21 protein-coding genes and 1 riboswitch are annotated in these 22,280 nt (G+C 60.7%); of the genes, 20 read left to right on the forward strand and 1 reads right to left on the reverse strand.

Features of this window, described 5'->3' with window-relative positions; translation table 11 throughout:
- Positions 1 to 43 precede the first annotated feature (43 nt).
- The 11 genes from AB5Z14_RS00480 to AB5Z14_RS00530 all read left to right on the forward strand — a co-directional run bounded on the left by AB5Z14_RS00480 (position 44) and on the right by AB5Z14_RS00530 (position 10,227).
- On the forward strand, positions 44 to 322 hold the full coding sequence (locus AB5Z14_RS00480; RefSeq protein WP_217750973.1) for a NifU family protein: 279 nt from the start codon (positions 44 to 46) through the stop codon (positions 320 to 322).
- A gap of 109 nt (positions 323 to 431) precedes the next feature.
- Positions 432 to 1,253 (forward strand): prolipoprotein diacylglyceryl transferase, encoded by an 822-nt coding sequence (gene lgt / locus AB5Z14_RS00485; RefSeq protein ID WP_368129874.1) that lies wholly within the window; start codon positions 432 to 434, stop codon positions 1,251 to 1,253.
- 80 nt (positions 1,254 to 1,333) lie between these two features.
- The gene (locus AB5Z14_RS00490) at positions 1,334 to 3,517 is read left to right on the forward strand and encodes a DUF6020 family protein (RefSeq protein ID WP_368129875.1); all 2,184 of its coding nucleotides are present in this window, start codon (positions 1,334 to 1,336) and stop codon (positions 3,515 to 3,517) included.
- 169 nt (positions 3,518 to 3,686) lie between these two features.
- On the forward strand, positions 3,687 to 4,493 hold the full coding sequence (locus AB5Z14_RS00495) for a YebC/PmpR family DNA-binding transcriptional regulator (protein ID WP_055309449.1): 807 nt from the start codon (positions 3,687 to 3,689) through the stop codon (positions 4,491 to 4,493).
- Between the two features lie 165 nt (positions 4,494 to 4,658).
- Positions 4,659 to 5,204: an Asp23/Gls24 family envelope stress response protein gene (locus AB5Z14_RS00500; RefSeq protein WP_368129876.1), complete on the forward strand. Its 546-nt coding sequence runs from the start codon at positions 4,659 to 4,661 to the stop codon at positions 5,202 to 5,204.
- On the forward strand, positions 5,197 to 5,574 hold the full coding sequence (locus AB5Z14_RS00505; RefSeq protein WP_368129877.1) for a DUF2273 domain-containing protein: 378 nt from the start codon (positions 5,197 to 5,199) through the stop codon (positions 5,572 to 5,574). The genes AB5Z14_RS00500 and AB5Z14_RS00505 overlap by 8 nt, the downstream gene beginning before the upstream one ends.
- Positions 5,575 to 5,618: 44 nt before the next feature.
- Complete coding sequence (locus AB5Z14_RS00510; protein WP_035137581.1) at positions 5,619 to 6,146, forward strand: Asp23/Gls24 family envelope stress response protein; 528 nt, start codon at positions 5,619 to 5,621, stop codon at positions 6,144 to 6,146.
- A 207-nt stretch (positions 6,147 to 6,353) separates the two neighbouring features.
- Positions 6,354 to 7,376 carry a YitT family protein gene (locus AB5Z14_RS00515; protein WP_196025746.1) on the forward strand — a complete coding sequence of 341 codons (1,023 nt, stop codon included), beginning with the start codon at positions 6,354 to 6,356 and terminating at the stop codon, positions 7,374 to 7,376.
- A gap of 150 nt (positions 7,377 to 7,526) precedes the next feature.
- Positions 7,527 to 8,876 carry a zinc-ribbon domain-containing protein gene (locus AB5Z14_RS00520; RefSeq protein ID WP_368129878.1) on the forward strand — a complete coding sequence of 450 codons (1,350 nt, stop codon included), beginning with the start codon at positions 7,527 to 7,529 and terminating at the stop codon, positions 8,874 to 8,876.
- 195 nt (positions 8,877 to 9,071) lie between these two features.
- Entirely contained in the window at positions 9,072 to 9,737 is a 666-nt protein-coding gene (locus AB5Z14_RS00525; protein ID WP_368129879.1) for a DUF4234 domain-containing protein, read from the forward strand.
- On the forward strand, positions 9,730 to 10,227 hold the full coding sequence (locus AB5Z14_RS00530; protein ID WP_368129880.1) for a DUF2752 domain-containing protein: 498 nt from the start codon (positions 9,730 to 9,732) through the stop codon (positions 10,225 to 10,227). The genes AB5Z14_RS00525 and AB5Z14_RS00530 overlap by 8 nt, the downstream gene beginning before the upstream one ends.
- Positions 10,228 to 10,333: 106 nt before the next feature.
- On the opposite strand, the gene AB5Z14_RS00535 is transcribed toward AB5Z14_RS00530, so the two are convergent.
- Positions 10,334 to 11,797, reverse strand: a complete 1,464-nt coding sequence (locus AB5Z14_RS00535) for a M20 family metallopeptidase (protein ID WP_368129881.1) — start codon at positions 11,795 to 11,797, stop codon at positions 10,334 to 10,336.
- A 168-nt stretch (positions 11,798 to 11,965) separates the two neighbouring features.
- Between AB5Z14_RS00535 and AB5Z14_RS00540 the strand changes: the two genes are divergently transcribed.
- The 9 genes from AB5Z14_RS00540 to argC all read left to right on the forward strand — a co-directional run bounded on the left by AB5Z14_RS00540 (position 11,966) and on the right by argC (position 22,238).
- Entirely contained in the window at positions 11,966 to 13,603 is a 1,638-nt protein-coding gene (locus tag AB5Z14_RS00540; RefSeq protein ID WP_368129882.1) for an amidohydrolase, read from the forward strand.
- A 493-nt stretch (positions 13,604 to 14,096) separates the two neighbouring features.
- Positions 14,097 to 14,390 (forward strand): co-chaperone GroES, encoded by a 294-nt coding sequence (gene groES, locus AB5Z14_RS00545; RefSeq protein WP_040358989.1) that lies wholly within the window; start codon positions 14,097 to 14,099, stop codon positions 14,388 to 14,390.
- 96 nt (positions 14,391 to 14,486) lie between these two features.
- Entirely contained in the window at positions 14,487 to 16,124 is a 1,638-nt protein-coding gene (gene groL, locus AB5Z14_RS00550) for a chaperonin GroEL (RefSeq protein WP_006234938.1), read from the forward strand.
- Positions 16,125 to 16,492: 368 nt separating this feature from the next.
- A riboswitch (FMN riboswitch) is annotated at positions 16,493 to 16,685 on the forward strand.
- Positions 16,686 to 16,690: 5 nt separating this feature from the next.
- Positions 16,691 to 17,281: an ECF transporter S component gene (locus AB5Z14_RS00555; RefSeq protein WP_368129883.1), complete on the forward strand. Its 591-nt coding sequence runs from the start codon at positions 16,691 to 16,693 to the stop codon at positions 17,279 to 17,281.
- Complete coding sequence (locus AB5Z14_RS00560; protein WP_368129884.1) at positions 17,278 to 19,182, forward strand: energy-coupling factor transporter ATPase; 1,905 nt, start codon at positions 17,278 to 17,280, stop codon at positions 19,180 to 19,182. Before AB5Z14_RS00555 ends, AB5Z14_RS00560 begins: the two co-directional genes overlap by 4 nt.
- Positions 19,182 to 19,982: an energy-coupling factor transporter transmembrane component T family protein gene (locus AB5Z14_RS00565; protein ID WP_368129885.1), complete on the forward strand. Its 801-nt coding sequence runs from the start codon at positions 19,182 to 19,184 to the stop codon at positions 19,980 to 19,982. Before AB5Z14_RS00560 ends, AB5Z14_RS00565 begins: the two co-directional genes overlap by 1 nt.
- 30 nt (positions 19,983 to 20,012) lie before the next feature.
- Positions 20,013 to 20,459, forward strand: a complete 447-nt coding sequence (locus tag AB5Z14_RS00570) for a pyridoxamine 5'-phosphate oxidase family protein (RefSeq protein WP_368129886.1) — start codon at positions 20,013 to 20,015, stop codon at positions 20,457 to 20,459.
- Between the two features lie 32 nt (positions 20,460 to 20,491).
- Positions 20,492 to 20,902, forward strand: coding sequence for a pyridoxamine 5'-phosphate oxidase family protein (locus AB5Z14_RS00575; protein WP_368129887.1), 411 nt, complete (start codon positions 20,492 to 20,494; stop codon positions 20,900 to 20,902).
- A gap of 265 nt (positions 20,903 to 21,167) precedes the next feature.
- Positions 21,168 to 22,238: an N-acetyl-gamma-glutamyl-phosphate reductase gene (gene argC / locus AB5Z14_RS00580; protein ID WP_368129888.1), complete on the forward strand. Its 1,071-nt coding sequence runs from the start codon at positions 21,168 to 21,170 to the stop codon at positions 22,236 to 22,238.
- Positions 22,239 to 22,280: the final 42 nt, after the last annotated feature.

Consider the following 22,280-nt stretch of genomic DNA (forward strand, 5'->3'; position numbering starts at 1 on the left):
CTGTCCGCGGGCGTGCCCGCGTTATTGTGAGAAAGGAGCCCCTGTGGCTGTTAACGAAGAGCTGCTTAAGAAGGTTCTTGAGGAGATCCGCCCCAACCTGCAGGCCGATGGCGGCGATATGGAGTATGTGGGCGTCGACGACGAGGGCGTCGTCAAGCTGGAGCTGCAGGGCGCCTGCGCCGGCTGCCCCATGAGCTCGCTGACCCTGTCCATGGGTATCGAGCGCATCCTGAAGGAGCATGTGCCCGGTGTTACCCGCGTTGAGCAGGTCAATGTCTCCGGCGAGGCCGAGGACCTGTATGACGAGTATGCGCCGTTCTAAGATGCGAAAGTTGCGGACGGTGCGCTCCGCATAGACGTTACGCCCAAATATGCGGCTGCGAGCGTAAGGCCCGCGGCCGCATTTGTATGTAGGGAGCAGGGGGATCGACATGCTCAACGACCTCTACCATATGCTTGATCCTGTCGCGATTTCGGCGGGCCCCATCACCATCTACTGGTACGGTCTGGCCTATGTGGTCGGCGCTCTGCTCACGGCGGTCGTTATGTACCGCACGCAGCGCCGTTGGGGCTTCGATATTACAATCGACGATCTGACGAGTGTCGTGGTCGGCGTGGTCTTTGGCCTCATTATCGGTGCACGTCTGTTCTACGTCGTCTTTTACGGCGACGGCTACTACTGGGCCCATCCGCTCGAGATCTTTGCCACCAACGAGGGCGGTATGAGTTTCCACGGTGGTCTGGTGGGTGGCATTATCGGCGGCATCATCGTGTGCCGCATGTACAAGCTCGATGCATGGACCTTGGCCGACCTTGCCGTGATCGGTGCTCCGCTGGCGCTGTGCCTGGGCCGCTGCGCCAACTTTGTCAACGGTGAGCTGTGGGGCAAGCCGACCGACCTACCCTGGGGCGTGGTCTTTGGCGGCACCGCGGGCGACATGCCGCGCCATCCCTCCCAGCTCTACGAGGCATTTCTCGAGGGTATCGTGCTCTTTTGCATCCTGCAGGTACTCAGCCGCAAAAAACCGCTGCTGCCCCAGGGCACGTTTATGGGCGTGTTTGTGATGGGCTACGGCATCGTTCGCTTCCTCGTCGAGTTCGTGCGCGTGCCCGATGCCCAGCTGGGCTATCTGCTGGGCGGCGTCATCACCATGGGTCAGCTGCTGAGTCTGCCGCTTGTGATCGCCGGCCTAGCGCTCATCATCTTCGCCCGACACCGCAATCAGCCCCAGCGCGTCTACCTGGACGCCTAACCAAGACCACCACAAAGGGGACAGGCACCTTTGTGGTGGTCTTGCCGAGTTTGATAGGTTTCTAGAAAGGCTTTCGGACTGTGAAGGATTCCGACCTCTCCACAACGGCTGCGCGCGACGCTGCCCGCATCGTCTGGTTTAAGCGCTACCCCGCCAAGCAGACACTCATCGCATTTTTGCTCGCGCTGTTGGCGACCACGGCGTTTTCCATCGATCCCGCCCCGGTGTCGAGCAACGCAGTCTTGGCGATTGACCCCAAGGCTTCGGGCATGCTGTACGTGTGCTACGAGGTGCTCCTCTCGTTTGCCGGCCATACCGACGCGGTCATGCTGCTTGCGCTTGCCTGCCTGCTCACGCTGCCGTTTCGCTACGTATTCTTTGGCCGCGGCGACGCCTGGCGTCCCTCGGTGATCCTTCCGTCGCTGTTCTTTGCCGTCTGCATGGTGTTTGGCCGCAGCTACGACCTCACCGATTCGGCCGAGATCGTGCTCGGCGACAAGGCGCGCATCATCTGCGCCTGGATAGGCGGTGCGGGCTGGATGCTCTTGGCGGTCGTTGCCTTCTACCTTGCCTTTGAGTGTCTAGATTGGCTGAGCTCTCGGCGTATTCCGTTTTCCGAAGCGCACTTTGGCCGCGTATGGCGTATGGCTCACGCCGTGCTCTCGGTCCATCCCTTTGCCGGGCCCTTCCTGGTGCTTATGGTCGCCTGGGCGCCCACGCTCATCGCTTCGCTGCCCGGCCTTTTTATGGGAGATACGGGTGCGCAGATTCGCCAGTGGTTCAACTACCCCAACGGTACGAGTGACTACCTGCGCCTGCTCAATCCCAACGTGTTGCTCAACGGGCATCATCCGGTCGTGCACACGGCTATCATCGGTTCGTGCGTCCAACTGGGGCTTTCACTGTTCAACAGCGCCAACGCAGGTCTTGTCATCTACACCTGCGCTCAGTTCGTCATTACGGCCGCCTGCATGGCCTATTCCATCTCGTCGTTGCGCAAGCTGGGCGTGAGCCTGCCGGTCCGCGGCGTGATCTTGCTGTTCTTTGTGTTTATGCCCATGTTCTCCAACTACGCGGCCCTGCTTACCAAAGATGTGCTGTTTGCCGATGCGTTTTTGGTTTTGCTGGTGCAGACCGTCAAGCTTGTGGCCTGTGGCCTGCCTCGTCGCGATGCGAATGTCGAGCGTGTGGGCGAGCCCGAGCCCGCGCTTTTTGCGCGTCACGACTGGCTGTTGCTTGCCCTGGGCGCCATGGGGTCGACGTTTTTGCGTAACGGCGGCCTGGTGTTTGTGCTGGCGGCATGCGTGATCGCGGCGGCGTTTTGCGCTTGGGACGTGCATGCGGCTCGCCGTGCGGCCAAGCAGACGGGTGCTGAGTCCTCGTTTCGCGTGCCACGCTTTTGCTGGGTTGGCATCCTGGCGGTGCTTGCGCTCTGTCTTGTCTCCAACATGTACTTCACCAAGGTCTTTATGCCGGCGCACGACATTACGCCCAGCTCCAAGCGCGAGGTGCTCTCGATTCCGTTCCAGCAGACGGCGCGCTTCGTCCAAAAGCACGACGGCCTTAACTCAGGTGTCAATCCTACGGTTAAAGAGGACGGCACCATCGTGGAAGCTCCCTGCGACGGTTTGGTGACCGAAGAGGAGCGTGCCGTGATCGATCGCGTACTCAAGTACGAAAACCTGGGCCGCCGGTACAACCCCGACAAGTCCGATGCCGTCAAGAACTGCTTTAACGAATATGCCTCGCAGGAGGATATCGACGCCTATTTTGAGGTTTGGGCCCAGATGTTCAAAAAGGATCCCGAGTGCTATATCTCGGCGCTTATCAATAACTACTATGGCTACTTTTATCCGAGCGCCCGCGACGCATGGGTCTACAGCACGGCGCGCAGTGCCGAGATCATGGCTCGTCCCGACAATCTCAAGTACTTCGATTTCCATCCGGTCGATAGCAAGGTCGTGCGGTGGTGTGGCCATCTGATTAACCTGTATCGCGTGGCGGTACAGCGCATCCCGTTTATCTCACTTACCATGAGCAGTGCAACCTACGTGTGGATCATGATTGCCGTGGTGGTCTACCTGTTGCGGCGTCATTCGTGGAGGGCGCTTGCCATTTGGGTGCCGCTTTTGGGCGTACTCGCCGTGTGTCTGATCGGTCCTTGCAACGGCTCCACCTACATGCGCTACCTGTACCCGGTCATCGTCTGCATGCCCTTTGCCATCGGCGCCACCATAGCCCGCAGTGACCTTCTGTGGAACTAGCCAAACTGGTGCAAAGGGGACAGGTTGCTTTGCGTAGAAGGGTTGCGTCATCACGACGCCTTCATTTTGGGGTTTATCTCGCAGGCCAGTAGGTATATCATAACGACGTTTGTTTATATTGCCCGAGCATCTGCGCTGGGCTTTAGGTCGAAACCGATAGGAGACACGTATGTCCGGACACTCTAAGTGGGCCACAACCAAGCATCGTAAGGGCGCGCAGGACGCCAAGCGTTCCGCCCTCTTCTCCAAGCTGAGCCGCAACATCACCGTTGCTGCCCGTCTCGGCGGTGACCCGCTGCCCGAGAACAACGCCAGCCTCGCCGCTGCCGTTGCTAAGGCCAAGGCTCAGTCCATGCCCAAGGACAAGATCAAGTCCGCTATCGACAAGGCCTTCGGTTCGGGTGCCGACGCCGCCGTCTACGAGAACATCGTGTACGAGGGCTACGGTCCCGCCGGTGTCGCCGTCTACGTTGACTGCCTGACCGATAACCGCAACCGCACCGCCGCTGATGTCCGTTCCGCCTTCTCCCACGCTGGTGGTAACCTGGGCACCTCGGGCTCCGTTGCCTTCCAGTTTGAGCGCAAGGGCCAGATCGTCGTCGCCAAGGAGATCCTGGACGAGAACGCCAAGAAGGAGACCATGATCGCCAACGGTGCTGCCGGTGACGAGGATGAGTTCATGATGGCTATCGCCGAGGCCGGTGGCGAGGACTACGAGGACGCCGGCGAGGAGTGGATTGTCTGGACTGCTGCTAACGACGTCATGGCTGTCTCCAAGGCACTCGAGGAGCAGGGCATCCAGGTCAAGGGCTCCGAGACCACCATGGTCCCGACCACCCCGACCGAGGTCTCTGGTACCGACGCCAAGAAGGTCCAGCGCCTCATCGACCGTCTCGAGGAGCTCGACGACGTCCAGGATGTTTACAGCACCATGGATATGACTGACGAGGTCATCGCTGCCCTCGAGGAGGAGTAGCGCCTGCACGGGTTAAGCCGTGCATATCTGGGCATAATGAAGCGAGCATGCAAGCCTCGTGGAATAAAAGAGCCGGATCCGCGTGCGTATGGCACCGGACCCGGCTCTTTTATAATGATGCGAATCGTTTTGCATTCTGTGGACCGAAACCTGAAGGGAGCGCGCGTGCGCGTACTCAAACGAGCCCTAGCGATCGTGTATCTTGCCGCCGCCATCGTGGCGCTGGGTACGCTTGTCTGCCAGTTCTGGGGACCGTATACGTATCGCATTATGTTGCTGTTGCGTGACACCATGCCTCGCGTCGTCGTTACGGTGTGTACTGCTATCGTGGCACTTGGCGTGCTCATCGGTTTTTTCCGCCTGATGTTCGCGCGTCGCGAGCCGTCCTGCGTGCATCCGGCGGGGGAGCGCAATATCGAGGTCACGCTCGCAGCGCTTTCCTCGTGCGCCCGTGCCGCGGCGGAGTGCGATGATCGCGTGATGGTTGAGCATATCGAGGCACGCGTTCAAGGCTCCGACGAGTCGCGCGTTCGTTTTAAGGTCGAGGCCATCGCGCTCGATGACAAGGACGTTGCCGCTCTTGCCACCTCGATGCAGCAGCGCATCGAGAAGGCCTGCGACACCATGCTCGGCACGCCGGGCACGACCGCGCGCGTCCGTTTTTTGCCGTCCAAGACTACCGTCCAGACCGTGGAGGTTTCCGGTGAGTGATACCAACCAAGACAAGACCGCCCGCACGCCGCGCCTGACGATCGACCAGAACGCTACGCCGGCAGGCGAGACCACCGACACCAAGCCCGAGGCCGGCGAGCAGCGCGACAGCGCCGCCAACGACTTTGACGAGGCCATGGGTCTCATCAAAGGTACGGGCGCTGCTATCTGGAGTTACGCCGTGCGCCACCCCAATACTACGCTCGGCGCCTTGGCAGGCTTTATCCTCGCCGTGCTGGTACTTACGTTGGGCCTGTGGGACACGCTCGTCATCGCATTCTTTGTGCTGATCGGTGCCGTGATCGGCCAGATTCGCGATGGCGAGAACGGTATCGTCAACTTCTTCGGCCGTCTGTTTAGCGGCCGCTAATATGTATTCGACTGTCGCATCTGCGGCAGGCATAAGGAGGAACCATGGCTTTTAACACGAAGGTCGATGTGGCCGATACCGAGCTCGAGGCGAATGAGGCCGTCGCCGCCGAGGCGGAGGACGTAACGCTCGAGGACGAGGCGCTCGTCGAGGCCGAGTCCGATGCGGATGAGGACAACGAGGAGATGGACGAGGAGGCGGACGAGTCCGAGGACTCGCTGACCTATTCCAACGGTGTGATCGAGAAAATCGTTGCCATGGCCACCCGCGAGGTGCCGCATGTTCTGGGCATGAAGGGTAACCTTATGCACTTTGTGCAGGAACAGTTTGGTGCCGAGAACCTGACCAAGGGCGTGACGGTCGAGGTCACCGACGACAACCGCGTGGTCGTCAACATCTCGGTCATCATCGAGTACGGCGCCTATGCGCCTGCGATCTTTGACGACGTTAAGGCGCGCGTCACCGAGCGTCTGGCCGCGATGACCGGCCTTGAGGTGGCAGGCGTCAACCTGCGCATCGAGGATGTCATCACCCCCGAGGAGTACGAGCACCGCACCAGCCAGCACGAGTAACCTACTAAAAAGGGACAGGTTTGTTTTGGTAGGTTTTACCTGCGAAAACGCCAAACGGTCGACCGCGCAAGCAAAAGTGCGGTCGGCCGTTTTCCATATAGCCTCGATCTAGGCATACCGCTCGTCTAACTAAGGGTTGCAATCTTCGCGTTCCGCGTTACCCTAATGGACGCATTGTTTCCAAATTGTTAACGAGGGGTTGCCGTAATGGCCGACGAACACGAGACCGAAAGCAAGGCATGGGCGATTGAAGCCGCTGCGGCAGAGGCGGCGTCGCGTGCCGCCGAGGAGGTGCATCGTCCTCCGGTGGTGCCGATGGAGCGCGTTGTCGGTCGCGAGGATATCGAACGTGGCGAGCGTGCCGGTCGTAAGCGCAGCCAAGAGCCAGGCTTTCCGCGCTTTTTTGCCGAGCTCAATTTGGGCCTGATCCTCACGGCGTTCGCCATCGTGGCCTTTAAAACCCCCAATCACTTTGCCTTCGGCGGCACCTCGGGTGTGTCGGTCATTCTTTCCACGCTGTTCCCGACTCTGCCCGTCGGCGTCTTTATGTGGATTATCAACGCGGTCCTGGTCATCCTGGGCTTTATCTTTTTGGAGCGCAAGGCAATCCTTTGGAGCGTCTTTGCCTCGTTTGCGCTTTCGGCCTACGTCTCGCTGTTTGAGCTCTTCATCCCGACGGATGTTTCGATGACGGGCGATATGTGGCTCGACCTGTGTTTTGCCGTCATCTTGCCGGCGCTGGGCAGTGCCATTGTCTTTGACATTGGCGCCTCGACGGGCGGCACCGACATTCTTGCCATGATCCTCAAGCGTCGTACGACGCTCGAGATCGGCCGCGCCCTGTTGCTGGTCGATATCGGCATCGTAACCATCGCGGCTTTTCTGTATGGCCCGCGTGTCGGTCTGTACTGTGTTCTCGGTCTGTTTGCCAAGACGCTCGTGGTCGATAAGGCCATCGAGAGCATTCACCTTCGTAAGGTCTGTACGATTATTTGCGCCGAACCGCGCAAAGTCGAGGAGTTTATCGTCAAGCATCTCAACCGCACGGCAACGATCAGCCGTGGCTACGGCGCCTTCTCGGGCAAGTGCGTCACGGTGATTATGAGCGTGCTGAGCCGTCGCGAGGCAGTGCAACTGCGTCGCTATACCCGCGATATCGATCCGGATGCCTTTATCACGATCGTTGACAGCTCCGAGATCGTGGGCAAGGGCTTCCGCGGCACGAACTAGCGCGGATATACCCTTCGAATCATTGAATAAAGCCGCCTACGTTGCAAATCGGTCATCTTGGGGTATTTGTCCCCACATTGGGCGATAATGTTGCCAAAGACATCGTTTGCGATCCAGGTGATTCGCTCTAGATACGAAGGGATGATTTCGATGTTCTGTTCGCAGTGTGGCGCCCCCATGGGCGATAACGACAAGTTCTGCGGCGTGTGCGGTGCCCCTAATACCGAGGCCCCCCATGCCTCTGCCGGTTCTGTCCCGCAGGGCCAGCCCCAGCCGCAACCCCAACCGCAGCCGTTCGTTGCGCCCCAGCCGGCTATGAACGTGCCCAAGGGCTGCATGGCGCAGGCCTTCAATGACATGATTAAGGTTCCTGGCGCCCTGGTTCGCGTATGTCAGATTGCCTTTTTGCCGGCGCTGATCTGCGTCGTGTCGGTGCTGGTGCTGTTTATCCCCGTTATCGGTGGCATCGCGGCGGCCATTGGCTTTTTGCTCGCTTACGTGGCAAGCGTGTGCGGCGCTGGCTTTGCTATCGAGTGGGGTCGCGACCTGTCGCTCAAGGACGATAACGGCATGGAACGTCCGCTGCTGCGCTCGACCTCCTTTGGACTGGGCATCTTCTCGTCTGTCATTACGAACGTGCTCGGGTTCGTGGCCATTATTCCAGTGATTGGCGTGGTGTTCTCGGTGCTTGAGAGCGCTGTGATCGGTGCCGTTGGTTCGTACTATTACTTCGGTTCGAGCGGCCTCGAGGGCGCACTCATCGGGTCGATGGGTCTGCTTGTCTTTGCCATGATCGTATCGGCGGTGTTGGGCATTTTCTTTAAGATGTTTGGTGATGCCGCCGTGATGCACTTTGCCGTCGTGGGGCGCGTGGAAAGCGCGTTTTCGCTCGAGAAGGTCTGGAAGTCCTATAAGGCCAACCTGGGCAAGCTGTTCTGTGCCTCGATTCTTCCCGAGTTCTTGACGGGCATTGTTTCCAATATCATCACCTGGATTTTCACCGCCATCTTTGGTTTTGTTGCCGCGCTGGGCATTAGCAGCTATGGCTACTACGGCTACTATTCTCGTCCTTCGGGTCTTGAGGCAATCATCGAGGGTGGCGGCATTACGCTCATCCTGTTCCTGATGATCATCGCCTTTGTCACCGTGTTCCTGAATGTGTTTGGCACGATGCTCAAATATCGTGCCGTTGGCTACTGGGCCGCGCGCCATGCCAGCGAGTGGGCCGATGAGGATACTGACGATGTCCTGACGTTTGTGCTCCCGGGTGAGAAGAAGCCTACTCCTGCGGGGTTCAATCCCACGGCCGCCACTGGGGCTGCACCTGCCCCGGCACCCGCGCCTACCCCTGCTCCTGCACCTGCTCCGGCACCTGCCCCTGCACCCGCACCTGCCCCTGCGCCCGAGGCGACGCCTGCGGAACCCGATTGGAATGCCGTTGCCACGCCGGCGGATGAGCCGGGCGATAATCCTGCTGCCGAAAACAATCAAACCGAATAGTCGGTCGAGGCGCCCTGGGCAACTGAGCCCGGGGCGCCTTTTTCTACTGCGGAAGCAAGAAAATGCCTGGGAAAACGGTTGCAGCAAAAATTCTCGGAAATTGGTCAATGTTGCGCAACAACGTCGCGGCTATTGTTGAGAACATAGTCGTGTAAGGTTTGAAGGCGTGCAACGCCTTAGGAAAAGGAGAAGCTTATGTTCTGTCCCACTTGTGGTTCTCCCATTTCGGATGATGCCAAATTCTGCCCCGTCTGCGGTTCTGCCGTCGGTGCCGCTTCCGCTGCTCCTGCTCCGCAGCCTGCACCTCAGTCCCAGTCTGCTCCGCAGCCCACGCAGATTCAGCCCGCTCCGGTTCAGGCAGTTCAGCCCCAGCCTCAGCAGCAGTACACCGGGCAGCAGCAGTACGCCGGCCAGCAGCAGTATGCTCAGCAGCCCGCACCTGCCCCGATGGGCTATGCTCCGATTAAGACCGACCGTGGCGTGATCGGCTGGCTCCTGCTTTCCATCGTGACCTGCGGCATCTATTCGTATTACTTCCTCTATTGCCTCGCCCGCGACATCAATGTCATGTGCCAGGACGACGGCGATTCCACGCCGGGTCTGGCGGCATTCATCCTGCTGTCGTTTGTGACCTGCGGCTTCTACGCACTCTACTGGTACTACAAGATCGGTAACCGCCTGCAGGCTAATGCTCCTCGCTATGGCCTGATGTTCCAGGAGAACGGTACCACCGTTCTTATGTGGCAGATTGTCGGCGCGCTGCTGTGCGGTCTTGGCCCCATCTTTGCCATGAACATTATCTTCAAGAACACCAATGCCATGGCAACGGCTTACAACACCCGTCTTGGCGCGCGTGCCTAACGATAAGAGCGGCGTGAACGGCTCCCAGGGACATAAGGGCGCGGCGGAGCTCATTCGCCGCGCCCTTTCTTGCATCGGCGCACTCTTTGTCGCCTGGCTCGCACTCTACCTGCTCGATATCGGCTGCGTGTTTCGTCTGATGACGGGTATTCCCTGTCCGGGATGTGGCGTGACGAGGGCCTGGCTGGCGGCGCTGCGCCTCGATTTTGCGGCGGCCTTCGCTTATCATCCGCTGTTTTGGGTGGTGCCGATTGCGTTCGTGCTCGCGTTCGTGCGCGAGGAGGTGGCATCGAGCAAGCTAAAGCGCGGCATCGGCATCGCGGTTATTGTTCTGTGCGTGCTGGTCGTCGCCGTATGGATCGTGCGCCTCATCAATCCGGCAGATGCCGGTCTACTCTTTGGCGGCCATGCGCCCGCCGGAGTCCCCGACGATATCATCCACCTCGAAACCCCACGCTGGCTCACCATCCTCCGCTCTTACCTGTCGTAACGGAGGACGCGCTAGAAAAGCAGTCGACACATAAGCGGGGGCGAACGTTGAGATAACGTTCGCCCCCGCTTTGCTCTAGCCAGGTTATTTCGGGTGGGCGTGACGGCTACTCGTCGCGCTTCTCCTCATGGCGAGCAGCGGCGCGGGCATCGTGAATGCCCTTGATGGCGGCATGGCGGGCGGTGCGGGCGTCGTGCATGGCGTCGCGGGCCTCGGCGGCCGTTGCCTTGGCAGAGCGCAGCTTGGCTGCCAGGTCGGGATTGGTCTCGGCAACCGCGGCGATCGTGGGGCCGTCGAGCTCTTCTTGCGTGGGCTCGGCCAAAAAGTCGATGGCATACTGAGCGGCTACCATGGAGCCCTTGGCGAGCACGCTCTCGTCGATCTTGTAGAAGCAGGAGTGCTGGGCATAGGTGGCACCGATCTGGGGATTGCGCGCGCCGACAAAGGCGAGCACACCTGGTACGCGACGCAGGTACTCCGAGAAGTCCTCGCCCGAAAGCGTGCCGCGGTAATGGCCTTCGCCCGCGGGGCCCAAGCACTTGAGCACAGCTTGGCGGCAGCGCTCGCTCGAGGCGGCATCGTTTTCGACCTTGTAGTTGGCGATGGTGTAGTCGGTGAGCTTGGCCTCGGCGCCCAGAGCAGCCGCGGTGTGCTCCACGATGCGGCGCATAAGCTCGGGCATCTCCTCATGCGTCTTGTCGCCATAGGTGCGTACCGTGCCGGCGAGGTACGCCGTGCCGGCGATAACGTTGCGCGCGGTGCCGCCATGCAGCTCGCCGACGGTGATGACGGCGGGTTCGTAGGGGCTAATCTCGCGCGAGACGATGGTCTGCAGTGCGTTGACGATTTCGGCGGCAACCATAACGGCGTCGTGGCCGCGCTGGGGCATGGCGCCATGGCACGAGGTGCCGCGGACGTCGATGCGGAACCAGTCGGTGTTTGCCATGCGCGGACCGGGCTCGCAGCTCACGGTGCCGGCATCGACCTCGCTCCAGATGTGCGCGGCATAGGCGCCGTCGACGCCATCGAGCACACCCGTGCCGATCATGAGCTTGGCGCCCTGGCCGTTTTCCTCGCTGGGCTGGAATACGATGCGAATCTCGCCGTGGATGTCATCGGTCATGTGGCGCAGAATCTGCAGCGTGCCGAGCATCATGGCGATATGGCAGTCGTGACCGCAGGCGTGCATGCAGCCCTCGTTGACGCTGGCGAACTCCTCGCCGGTCTGCTCGGTGACAGGCAGGGCGTCGATATCGGCGCGCAGCAGGATACGGCGGCGCGGCGTGCCGTCCTCGCGGTAGGCATCCGGCGCGGTACCGCGAAGCGTCGCCACCAGGCCCGTCTTGAGCGGACGCTCGTAGGGGATATTCATGGCGTCGAGCTGGTTGGCGATGTCGGAAGTCGTGCGCTCCTCGGCAAGGCTCAGCTCCGGGTGCTTATGGAAGTGCCGGCGCTGCTTGATGATGTAGGGTTCAAACTCGGCGGCGATATCCTGGATGGCCGCGGTGACGTCGTCTGCCGCGCGAACCTCGGTTGCCGCCATAATCTGCTGTGCCTTGGTCTTCGTCATGGTCGATTTGCTCCTTGTTGGCTCGATCGCAAAATCGTACAGGCTCTCTCCAGTATGCCACCTGCCGCTAGGGCTGGTAAAGTTGCCGTTTGCCGCTTGGGGTTTTGTAACAAGAGTGGGGGAGTACACTCGGGGGTGTTGAATTTCCTGCCAGAGATGGGGATGCCCATGCAACATATCGATCGGATTATCCGCTCCAAGAACGTTTTTACCGCCCAAGACGGCATCGATGCCGCCCGCGAGTTGGCGATCGCCATCGCGGGTGATCGCATCGTCGCAGTCGGCGCGCCCGATGACGTGATTGCCGCCGCCCCTGCCGCCACGCCGGTGGTCGATTACGGCGAGCAGTTTGTCTGCCCCGGTTTCCATGATGCGCACCTGCACTTCTTCCATACCTCGGTCGGTTCCTCGCCGTACATGCTCATGGATATGGGCACGTCAGAGGCGGCGCTGGTGCAGCATGCGCTCGAGTTTTCCCAAGGCTTGCCCGATGACGCCTGGGTCGTGACCCAGGGTTGGCGCGATTACCGTTGGGATCCGCCCGAGCACCCTACCAAGGCCTCCCTCGACGCCGCCTTCCCCGGTCGCCCCTGTGTTATGTATTCGGGCGATGGGCATACGCTGTGGCTCAACAGCCGCGCACTCGAAGCCCTCGGCGTGACGCGTGACAGCGAGCCTCCGGCGGGTGGCAGTTACGACAAAGATGCAAATGGCGAGCTTACGGGTATCGCCCACGAGGCAGCTGCTATGCAGCTGCTGCCGCGCTGCCTGGAGTGGCTGGGCGAGGACCGCATCGCGAGCGCTTACGCCGACCAGATGAAGCGTATGGCCGAACAAGGCATCACCTCAATCTGCGATATGTCGCTCATGCCCATGCCGGGCTGCGACTTTATTCGCGACGATGTTTACGACAAGCTGCAGGCCGCCGGCAAGCTGGGCATCCGCGCCCATCTGTTTCCCACGCTGCTGGATGACCAATCGCGCTTGGAGGAACTCCAGGCCCGCTACGCGAACAACGCGCTGCTCTCGGCGCCAGGCTTTAAACAGTTCTTCGACGGTGTGTCGAGCGAGCATACCGCATACCTCACTGAGCCCTATACTAACCCGCGCTTCCCGGGTGACCAGGGTCGCCTGACGGTTCCTGTCGAGCGCATGCGCAAGTTGGTTCTGGCGGCAGCCGAGCGTGACCATACCGTGCGCATCCACGTTATCGGCGACGGTGCCATCCATGCTGCGCTCGATATCTTTGAGGAGGCGGCAGAGCTCTACGGCTTGCCCCAGCACGGCCACAATACGCTCGAGCATCTGGAGAATCTGCTGCCTCAGGACATCGATCGTCTGCGCAAGCTCAACGTCATTGCCTCGAGCCAGCCTTGCCACATCACGCTCGACCCGGGTGGCCCGGAGCGTGACCTGGGCTTGGAGCGCAGCCGCATCATGTGGCCGTTTGCGACCTATAAGCAGCGCGGCATCCGCCAAGCATTCGGTACCGATAGTCCCATCACAGCCGTCACCAGCATGAACGTGCTCTATACGGCTATTACGCGCCAAGACCCCCGCAGCCACTGGCCCGAGGGCGGCTGGCTCCCCAGCGAGCGCATCGATGCGGCAACGGCCCTGCGCAACTACACCCTGGGCAGCGCCTACGCGGCAGGCGACGAGCGAAACCTCGGCAGCCTGGAACCCGGCAAATACGCCGACCTGGTAGTCCTGGATCAAAACCCGCTCACCATCGACCCCCAAGAGCTCCAGGCCACCCAAGTTCAAGCAACCTACCTAGCCGGCAACCTGATCTACGAGCGTTAACCCCATATCCCACCCCTCAGTTGCGGTGAAATAGTCCCTAAAAGGGGCCTTCAAGCCCAAAAACAGGAACTATTCCACCGCAACTTAAAGGGGCACGTTTCAGCAACGTGCCCCTTTCTTATTCGCACCATCTGCATCGCCATTTTGCTGCACAGACTTTTCTGAATGCCGGGCCCGAATTGGTCAACCTGGCTCCCGGGGCGGACCGGAGGGCATGAAGTTTGTCGCGAGTTCCGCACGCAAAGGAAAGCACTTAATGTGCTTTCCGTCTTGCGCAGGACTGTAGAGCAGCAAACTTCATGCCCTCCGGTCCGCCCCGGGAGCCACTGTTAAGTTATCCCCCGGCATTCAGAAAATCTAAGTGCCAAAAAATAAGATTTTTTGACTCTGTGTTGTATAACCCGCCATTCGTGGGTACCATTCAACGCGTACGCAAACGAAGTAGGGAAACCCGCACGGCTCAACCGTGCGGCCCAAAAAGGAGGAAACAAGCATGTCGTCTTTGAAGCCGCTTGCAGATCGCGTCCTGGTCAAGCCCGACGAGGCCGAGCAGAAGACCGCTTCTGGTCTGTACATCGCCAGCAACGCTCAGGAGAAGCCGCAGCGCGGCACCATCGTTGCCGTTGGCGCCGGTAAGGTCAACGACAAGGGCGAGCGCATCCCCATGGACGTTCAGGTCGGCGACGTTGTCATCTACGGTAAGTTTGGTGGCAACGAGGTCAAGGTCGACGGCGAGAAGTATCTGCTGATGCGCGCCGACGACATCTACGCCGTCGTCGAGGCCTAGTCTCGTCGGAATCTCTGATTCGTCTTTGAACGCGTCCGCCGTATAAGACTCGGAATCGGCGACGCGAGTCACATTTCTTTTGGAGGATTACCTACCATGGCAAAGAACATTACGTTCAACACCGATGCCCGCGCCAAGCTCGCCAAGGGCGTCAACACTCTGGCCGACGCCGTTACCGTCACCATGGGCCCCAAGGGCCGTTACGTCGCTCTGCAGCGCACGTTCGGTGCCCCGACCATCACCAACGACGGCGTTTCCGTCGCTAAGGAGATCGAGCTCGAGGACAACATCGAGAACATGGGCGCTCAGCTGGTGAAGGAGGTCGCCACCAAGACCAACGACACCGTGGGTGACGGCACCACCACCGCAACCCTGCTCGCCCAGGCTATCGTCAACGACGGTCTGCGTAACGTCGCCGCCGGCGCCAACCCGCTGGCCATCCGTCGCGGCATCGACAAGGCTGTAAACGCCGCCGTCGCCGAGATGAAGAAGCAGGCCAAGCCGGTCGAGACCAAGGAGCAGATCGCTTCCGTCGGTACCATCTCCGCCGGTGACCCCGAGGTCGGCGAGAAGATCGCCGAGGCCATGGAGGTCGTGGGTAAGGACGGCGTCATCACCGTCGAGGATTCCCAGACGTTCGACATTACCATCGACACCGTCGAGGGCATGCAGTTCGACAAGGGCTATGTCTCCGCTTACTTCGTCACGGACAACGACCGCATGGAGGCCGTGATGAAGGATCCGTACATCCTCATCACCGACCAGAAGATCTCCAGCGTTCAGGACATCATGCCTGTTCTCGAGGCTGTCCAGCGCGCCGGCCGTGGCCTGCTCATCATCGCTGAGGACATCGACGGCGAGGCTCTGCCGACCCTGGTCCTCAACAAGATCCGTGGCGCTCTCAACGTCTGCGCCGTCAAGGCCCCGGGCTATGGCGATCGCCGCAAGCGCATCCTCGAGGACATCGCCGTCCTCACCGGTGGCCAGGCCGCTCTGGACGAGCTGGGCGTGAAGGTCGCTGACATCACCGCCGATATGCTCGGTACCGCTAAGTCCGTCACCATCTCCAAGGACAACACCGTCGTCGTCGGCGGCGCTGGCTCCAAGGAGGCCATCGACGCCCGCATCGCTCAGATCAAGGGCGAGATGGAGAACACCACCTCTGACTTCGACCGCGAGAAGCTCCAGGAGCGCCTGGCCAAGCTCTCCGGTGGCGTTGCCGTCATCAAGGTCGGCGCTGCTACCGAGTCCGAGCTCAAGGAGATCAAGCACCGCGTCGAGGACGCCCTGCAGGCTACCCGCGCTGCTGTCGAGGAGGGCATTGTCGCTGGCGGCGGCGTCGCCTTCATGGACGCTGCTCCTGCGCTCGACGCTGTTGAGATCGACGACCCCGAGGAGAAGATTGGCGTCGATATCGTCAAGAAGGCTCTGACCGCTCCGGTCGCTACCATCGCCAAGAACGCTGGCTTTGAGGGCGCTGTCGTGGTCGACAAGGTTGCCGAGCTGCCCGCCGGCCAGGGTCTCAACTCTGCCAACGGCGAGTGGGGCGACATGATTGAGATGGGCGTCCTCGACCCCGTCAAGGTCAGCCGCGTCACCCTGCAGAACGCTGCTTCTGTCGCCAGCCTGATTCTCATCACCGAGGCCACCGTCTCCGATGTGCCCAAGAACACTCAGCTTGAGGACGCTATCGCTGCTGCCACCGCTGGTCAGCAGGGCGGCGGTATGTACTAAGGCCGACAAGGTCTAGAACTCCCACCGGGGATCCGGGGGCGTGACGGGGGTTTCTCTCCGGAACGTCCTCGGACATGCAAAGAGGCTCCGCATCGCGCTTCGCGCTGCGGAGCCTCTTTGCGTCCTGAATGTTCCGGAGAGAAACCCCCGTCACGCCCCCGGATCCCCTACGTTTACGGCCTTGAGGTCGGCGTGGGCGGAGATCGTGGCTGATGGGGATACGTGTCCCGGTCGCTGTTTCGCGGCTTTGCCGCGAAAGGCGCGTTACTTTGGGATGGGTGGGGAATGTGGCTGTTGCGGCAACTGGTCCCCACCATAAATTACCCTTGGCATACTTGCGCGAAAACCTGCCCGTGCTACACTTGCAATTGCTGTTTCAGGGCGGGGTGAAATTCCCCACTGGCGGTAATTCGGGCGGTGTCAAAGGGACGCCGTGGCGCAGGTGAGGTGCCTGCGGCCGAGCCGATGAGTCCGCGACCCGTGTGTGCGTTGGTTCGCATGCCGGCTGAACTGGTGAGATCCCAGTACCAACGGTTAGAGTCCGGATGAAAGAGGCAGGTGATCTTATGTCTGAACAGTCGCAGCATATCCATTTTGAGAACACGAATAGGTGGAGCACCAAACAGCTCGTTACTATGGCGTTGATGTGCGCCTTGGGTGCCCTGTTTATGTACGTGCAGCTGCCCATTCTTCCCTCGGCGCCGTTTTTGACGTATGACCCGTCGCTGGTGCCGGCGATGGTGTGTGGATTTGCGTACGGCCCTGGTGCCGGCACCGCTGTTGCCGCTATGGCAATCGTTATCCATGCGCTTACCACGGGCGATTGGGTCGGTGCGCTTATGAACCTGGTGGCTACGCTGGGCTATATTCTGCCTGCGGCTATCGTCTACCAGAAGATGCATACCTATAAGGGTGCCGTGATTGGCCTGGTGCTCGGCGTCATTGCTGCTACGGCGCTTTCTATGGTTGCGAACCTGACCATCGGCGTTTGGTTCTGGTATGGCTCGGTCGATGTGATCGCCCCGCTCATGCTTCCCGCCGTCTTGCCGTTTAACCTCATCAAGACCGTGCTTAACTCGGTGTTGACGCTGGCGGTGTATAAGGCGGTCTCCAACCTCATCACGCCTAAAAAGGACCAGGTCAAAGGCCGCTCATGATTGAGTGTCGGGGCGTTTCCTTTAGCTATGACGGTGCCGTACCGGCACTCGACGGCGTCGATCTGAACATCGAGGACGGGGAGTTTTTCTGCATCCTCGGTGGCAATGGGTCGGGCAAGTCGACGTTTGCCAAGCATTTGAACGCGCTGCTGCAGCCCGATACGGGAACGGTGTGCGTCAACGGCATGGACGCGTCCGATCCCGAGCTGGTCTACGACATCCGTTTGACTGCGGGCATGGTGTTCCAGAATCCCGACGACCAGCTTGTGGCGACGCTTGTCGAGGACGATGTTGCGTTTGGTCCCGAGAACTTAGGGGTCGAATCGGCCCAGATTGCGCAGCGCGTGCGCGAGGCGCTGAAGGCCGTGGGTCTGGTGGGCTTTGAGCGCCACGAGACCCACGCTCTCTCGGGCGGACAAAAGCAGCGCGTTGCGCTTGCCGGCGTGCTCGCCATGGAGCCGCGCGTGCTCATCTTGGATGAGGCCTCCTCGATGCTCGATCCGCGCGGGCGCAAGGGCCTTATGAAGGCCTGTCACGCGCTGCACGAACGCGGCATGACCATCGTGATGATTACGCACTATATGGAGGAGGCCGCTGAGGCCGATCGCGTTGCTGTCTTCCAAGCGGGCCGCGTTGCCATGCTCGGTACGCCCGAGGAGATCTTGACGCGGGCGGACGAACTCGCGCGGCTGAACCTGGATATGCCGGCATCGTGCTGTCTTGGCAGGGCGCTTCGCGCGAAGGGCTTGCCCATTTGCACACGGGTGCGCGAGGCGGATATGGTCGCCGATATAGCGCAGGCTTATACCAAGCGGAGTAGGACAGGCATCGCCGGGCGGCCTTTCGCATCCGATTCTCGTATTCCCGACAACGTCTTCTCTGCAATCGATGGCGCAGACGCGTCGGAGCCCGTTATCGAGATTTCGCATCTCTCGCATAGCTATTCGCTGAGCGCCCGCGAGCGTCGCCGTTGGCACAAGCGCTCAGCCGTCGAGGGCGCATCGAACAAACAGGCTCTCTGGGGCAACGACCCCAGCAGTCCGTGGGCACTGCGTGATGTATCGCTGACGGTGCGTCGTGGCGAGTTCTTGGGTCTTGCGGGCCATACCGGTTCGGGTAAGTCGACGCTGGTTCAGCATCTCAACGGATTAATCCGCCCGCAGGAGGGTTCCGTTTACGCGTTGGGGCTCGACCTGGCAAACAAGAAAGATGCCGCCGCGGTTAAGGCAAAGGTCGGCGTGGTGTTTCAGTATCCAGAGCGTCAGCTGTTTGCCGAGACCGTGGCACAGGACGTGGCATTTGGTCCGCATAACCTTGGCTTGTCGCAGGCCGAGGTTGCCCGCCGCGTTGAGTCATCGCTCGCGCGCGTGGGCCTCGACCTGGCCACGGTGGGCGATAAGAGCCCCTTTGAGCTCTCGGGCGGGCAGCAGCGGCGCGTGGCGTTTGCCGGCGTGCTTGCCATGGAGCCCGAGGTCCTGGTACTCGATGAGCCCATGGCGGGGCTCGATCCGGCGGCGCGCAGTGATTTCCTGGAGCTCATCGATCGACTTCACCATGGGGGCCTGACCGTCGTCATGGTCTCACACAGTATGGATGACCTTGCCAATTGCTGCGACCGTATTGTCGTGATGAACGAGGGCACGGTGTTTGCCGAGGGCACGCCCGCTCAGGTATTTGCGCATGCCGATGAGCTCAAGTCGATCGGCTTGGGTGTTCCCGCTGCCCAGCGCATGGCGCTGGCGCTTGCGAAGGCAGGCGTGCCGCTGCGCTTTGACGGCCTCTATACGGTTGAGTCGCTGGCAGACGAGTTGGTGGACCTGCTGATCGTTCGCTCGGACGGTCCTTCTAACGTCGCGGACATTGCTAAATCCAAGACGATCGCGCGAGAGGAGGGCTGCTAATGGAGGCGTTTTCGTTTGGCAGCTACTATCCCGGCGATAGTGCAATTCACCGCCTGGACCCGCGAACTAAGTTGCTCTTGGGCTTTGTGTTTCTGATCACGACGCTCACGGTCAGTAGCTTCCGCGGACTGGTCCCGGTCGCAATCTTCGTTGTCCTGATCTATACCGTGTCTCGGGTGCCGGCTCGTCGCGTCCTGTCATCGATGGCGCCGCTGCTGGCGATCGTCGCGGTGGTCGCGGTGCTCAACCTGTTTTCCGACCAGAGCGGGCGCATTCTGTGGCAGCTCGGCTTTTTGCAGATAAGCGAGGGCTCGATGCATTCCGCCGCCTTTATGGCGTGCCGCCTGACCTTGATGATGGCCGGTATGAGCGCTATCACGCTCACCACACCGACGCTCGACCTCACCGCGGGCTTTGAGCGCCTGCTCGCGCCGTTTGCGCGTGTGGGACTTCCTGCGCACGAGCTCAGCATGATCATGGGTATCGCGCTGCGCTTTATGCCGCAGTTTGCCACCGAGATGAAGCAGACGGCCGATGCGCAGGCGAGCCGCGGTGCGCGCGTGACGGGAGGCCCGCTCGGCGGCGTGCGTATGCTCGGCAGTGTGGCGATTCCGCTGTTCACGGGCGTGTTCCGTCATGCCGAAACGCTGTCTGCCGCCATGGATGCCCGTTGCTATCATGGCGAGCAGGGCCGCACGCGTCTGCATGCGCTTGCATTTGGCCGCGGCGATGCGTTGGCGGCGGTGGTGATGGCGTTACTGCTCATCTGCGTCATCGTCATCAATCTTCAACTTGTTTAGGCGCGATTCGAGCGCAGGAAAGGGGTCCCTATGACCGACAACGATCGCACGGCGCAGCTCGAGCGCGCCTGTTCGTATCTTAGGCGTATTCCGGCGTGGTATCTCGCCACGATCGACGTGACGGACGGACATCAGCCGCGCGTGAGGCCGTTCTCGTTTGCCATGGTCGATGATGGCAAGCTGTGGTTTTGTACCTCGCGCGATAAGGACGTGTGGGCCGAGCTTAGCGTGAACCCCAAGTTTGAGGTTTCGGGTTGGAAACCGGGGGAGTGTTGGATTGTACTGACCGGCGAGGCCGCGCTCGAGGACGACGCGGTCGTGAGCGACCGGGTGCGCCAGGCCGGCTTTAAGCACATGGTGGGCATCGGCGAGCAACACGATAGCGCCAACGACGGCCGCCTTGCGTTTTTCTCGGTGCGCAACATCGCTGCCCGCTTCTGTGATATCGACGGCAGCGAGGAACAGCTCGAGCTCTAACTCGCACAAATGGACCGGTGACAGGAGGAAACGTGGACGGATTGGATACGGTACTGGAGTATCTGACGTCGGTGCCGGCGTGGTATTTGGCGACGAGTGTGGACGGGCAGCCGCATGTGCGTCCGTTTTCGTTTGCGCAGATTCAGGACGGTAAGCTGTGGTTTGTGACGGCGCGCACCAAAGACGTGTGGCAGGAGCTGCTGCAAAATCAGCGCTTTGAGGCAACGAGCTGGTGGCCGGGCCATGGCTGGCTCATCTTACGCGGGCGTGCCGGCTTGGATGACCAGGCGGCGGGCAATATGCGTGAGGCCGGATGGAAGCATCTGGAGCGCCTGGGCGAGCATTACGAGGGACCGAACGACCCCACGCTTGTCTTCTTTAGTGTGGAGGACCCCGAGGCCTTTATCTGCAATCACGACGAATGGGTACCTGTCGAGCTCTAGACGTGTATCCCGGCAAATCTCGACAATTCAAACTCTCGCATGTAGCGGGCCCCACATTGCAGCGTCACCGCAGGGTGCGCCAGGCAATGTGGGGCCCGCATTTATTTGTCAATTCCTTCGAGCGAATGTGTCGGGAATGTTTCAATGCATGAATATGCAAAAGATTTGCGTATATATGCATCTTTTGGTGCTAAAGTTTCAACCCACTTCATAACGACGGCTGCGGGATGCGCATCGGTGCATAACTGCAGACAAGGAGTCTGATATGTCTTTAAAGGTTGGAATTGTCGGTGCGGCTGGATATGCCGGCGCCGAGCTCATTCGCCTCGTCCTCGGTCATCCCGAGTTTGAACTTGTTGCCATTACGTCCAACGCCGATGCTGGCCAGCCGCTGTCTGCGGTCTACCCGAGCTTCGCCGGCGTAAGCGACCTTGTCTTCACGACGCACGACGCTTCCGAGCTCAAATCTTGCGATGCCGTCTTTTTGGCCGTGCCGCACACGGCTGCCATGGCGCAAGTGCCCGCCCTGCTTGCCGTGGGCGTGTCCTGCTTTGATCTTTCGGCCGATTACCGTCTGAGCGACCCGGCCGTATTCGAGGCTTGGTATGCCGCCGAGCACACGAGCCCCGAGCTGCTTAAGACCCGCGCCTTTGGTCTGCCCGAGCTGTTCTGCCAGGATTTGGAGACCGCTGCATCCGACCACGCCGACGGTAAGGCCGTACTGGTCGCCTGCGCCGGCTGCTATCCCACCGCAACGAGCCTTGCCGCCGCGCCCGCCGTGCGCGCCGGCTGGATTGCCCAGAGCGGCCCTGTGATCGTTGACGCCATCAGCGGTGTGACGGGCGCCGGTAAGTCCTGCAACGCCCGTACGCATTTTTGCAGCGCCGACGAGAACTTGGAGGCTTACGGCGTGGGCAAGCATCGCCATACGCCCGAGATCGAGCAGATTCTGGGCCTAGGCGGCCGCATCGTCTTTACTCCGCACCTGGCGCCGCTCAAGCGCGGCCTGCTTTCCACGGTGACGATGCCGCTTGCACCGCAGGTTATCGACACCTTGACCCTCGAGGACGTCGTTAAGTACTACCAGCAGTTCTACGCCGGTCGCACCTTCGTGCGCGTGCTCGATGCCGGCCAGCAGCCCAAGACGGCTTCGGTCGTTGGTACCAACGCCGCCCAGATCGGCCTCGCGCTCAACAAGCGCGCAGGCGTGCTGGTGGCGACGGGTGCCATCGACAATCTGTGCAAGGGTGCAGCAGGCCAGGCGGTCCAGTGCGCCAACATCGTCTTTGGTTTTGACGAGCGACGAGGCTTGCCCACAGTGGCGTGCCCGGTGTAGCACATTCGATTGTTAACGATTTGGTAGTCGGGCATCGAGTGG

The sequence above is a fragment of the Collinsella aerofaciens genome (assembly GCF_040910265.1).
Classification (GTDB): domain Bacteria; phylum Actinomycetota; class Coriobacteriia; order Coriobacteriales; family Coriobacteriaceae; genus Collinsella; species Collinsella aerofaciens_BK.

Bases quoted from the DNA above. Each gene is read 5' to 3' on its own strand.
- lgt (WP_368129874.1), top strand. From the start codon at position 432: ATGCTCAACGACCTCTACCATATGCTTGATCCTGTCGCGATTTCGGCG.
- AB5Z14_RS00570 (WP_368129886.1), top strand. From the start codon at position 20,013: ATGACCGACAACGATCGCACGGCGCAGCTCGAGCGCGCCTGTTCGTAT.
- AB5Z14_RS00525 (WP_368129879.1), top strand. From the start codon at position 9,072: ATGTTCTGTCCCACTTGTGGTTCTCCCATTTCGGATGATGCCAAATTC.
- argC (WP_368129888.1), top strand. From the start codon at position 21,168: ATGTCTTTAAAGGTTGGAATTGTCGGTGCGGCTGGATATGCCGGCGCC.
- groES (WP_040358989.1), top strand. From the start codon at position 14,097: ATGTCGTCTTTGAAGCCGCTTGCAGATCGCGTCCTGGTCAAGCCCGAC.
- AB5Z14_RS00540 (WP_368129882.1), top strand. From the start codon at position 11,966: ATGCAACATATCGATCGGATTATCCGCTCCAAGAACGTTTTTACCGCC.
- groL (WP_006234938.1), top strand. From the start codon at position 14,487: ATGGCAAAGAACATTACGTTCAACACCGATGCCCGCGCCAAGCTCGCC.
- AB5Z14_RS00535 (WP_368129881.1), bottom strand. From the start codon at position 11,797: ATGACGAAGACCAAGGCACAGCAGATTATGGCGGCAACCGAGGTTCGC.
- AB5Z14_RS00510 (WP_035137581.1), top strand. From the start codon at position 5,619: ATGGCTTTTAACACGAAGGTCGATGTGGCCGATACCGAGCTCGAGGCG.
- AB5Z14_RS00560 (WP_368129884.1), top strand. From the start codon at position 17,278: ATGATTGAGTGTCGGGGCGTTTCCTTTAGCTATGACGGTGCCGTACCG.
- AB5Z14_RS00520 (WP_368129878.1), top strand. From the start codon at position 7,527: ATGTTCTGTTCGCAGTGTGGCGCCCCCATGGGCGATAACGACAAGTTC.
- AB5Z14_RS00555 (WP_368129883.1), top strand. From the start codon at position 16,691: ATGTCTGAACAGTCGCAGCATATCCATTTTGAGAACACGAATAGGTGG.
- AB5Z14_RS00515 (WP_196025746.1), top strand. From the start codon at position 6,354: ATGGCCGACGAACACGAGACCGAAAGCAAGGCATGGGCGATTGAAGCC.
- AB5Z14_RS00565 (WP_368129885.1), top strand. From the start codon at position 19,182: ATGGAGGCGTTTTCGTTTGGCAGCTACTATCCCGGCGATAGTGCAATT.
- AB5Z14_RS00495 (WP_055309449.1), top strand. From the start codon at position 3,687: ATGTCCGGACACTCTAAGTGGGCCACAACCAAGCATCGTAAGGGCGCG.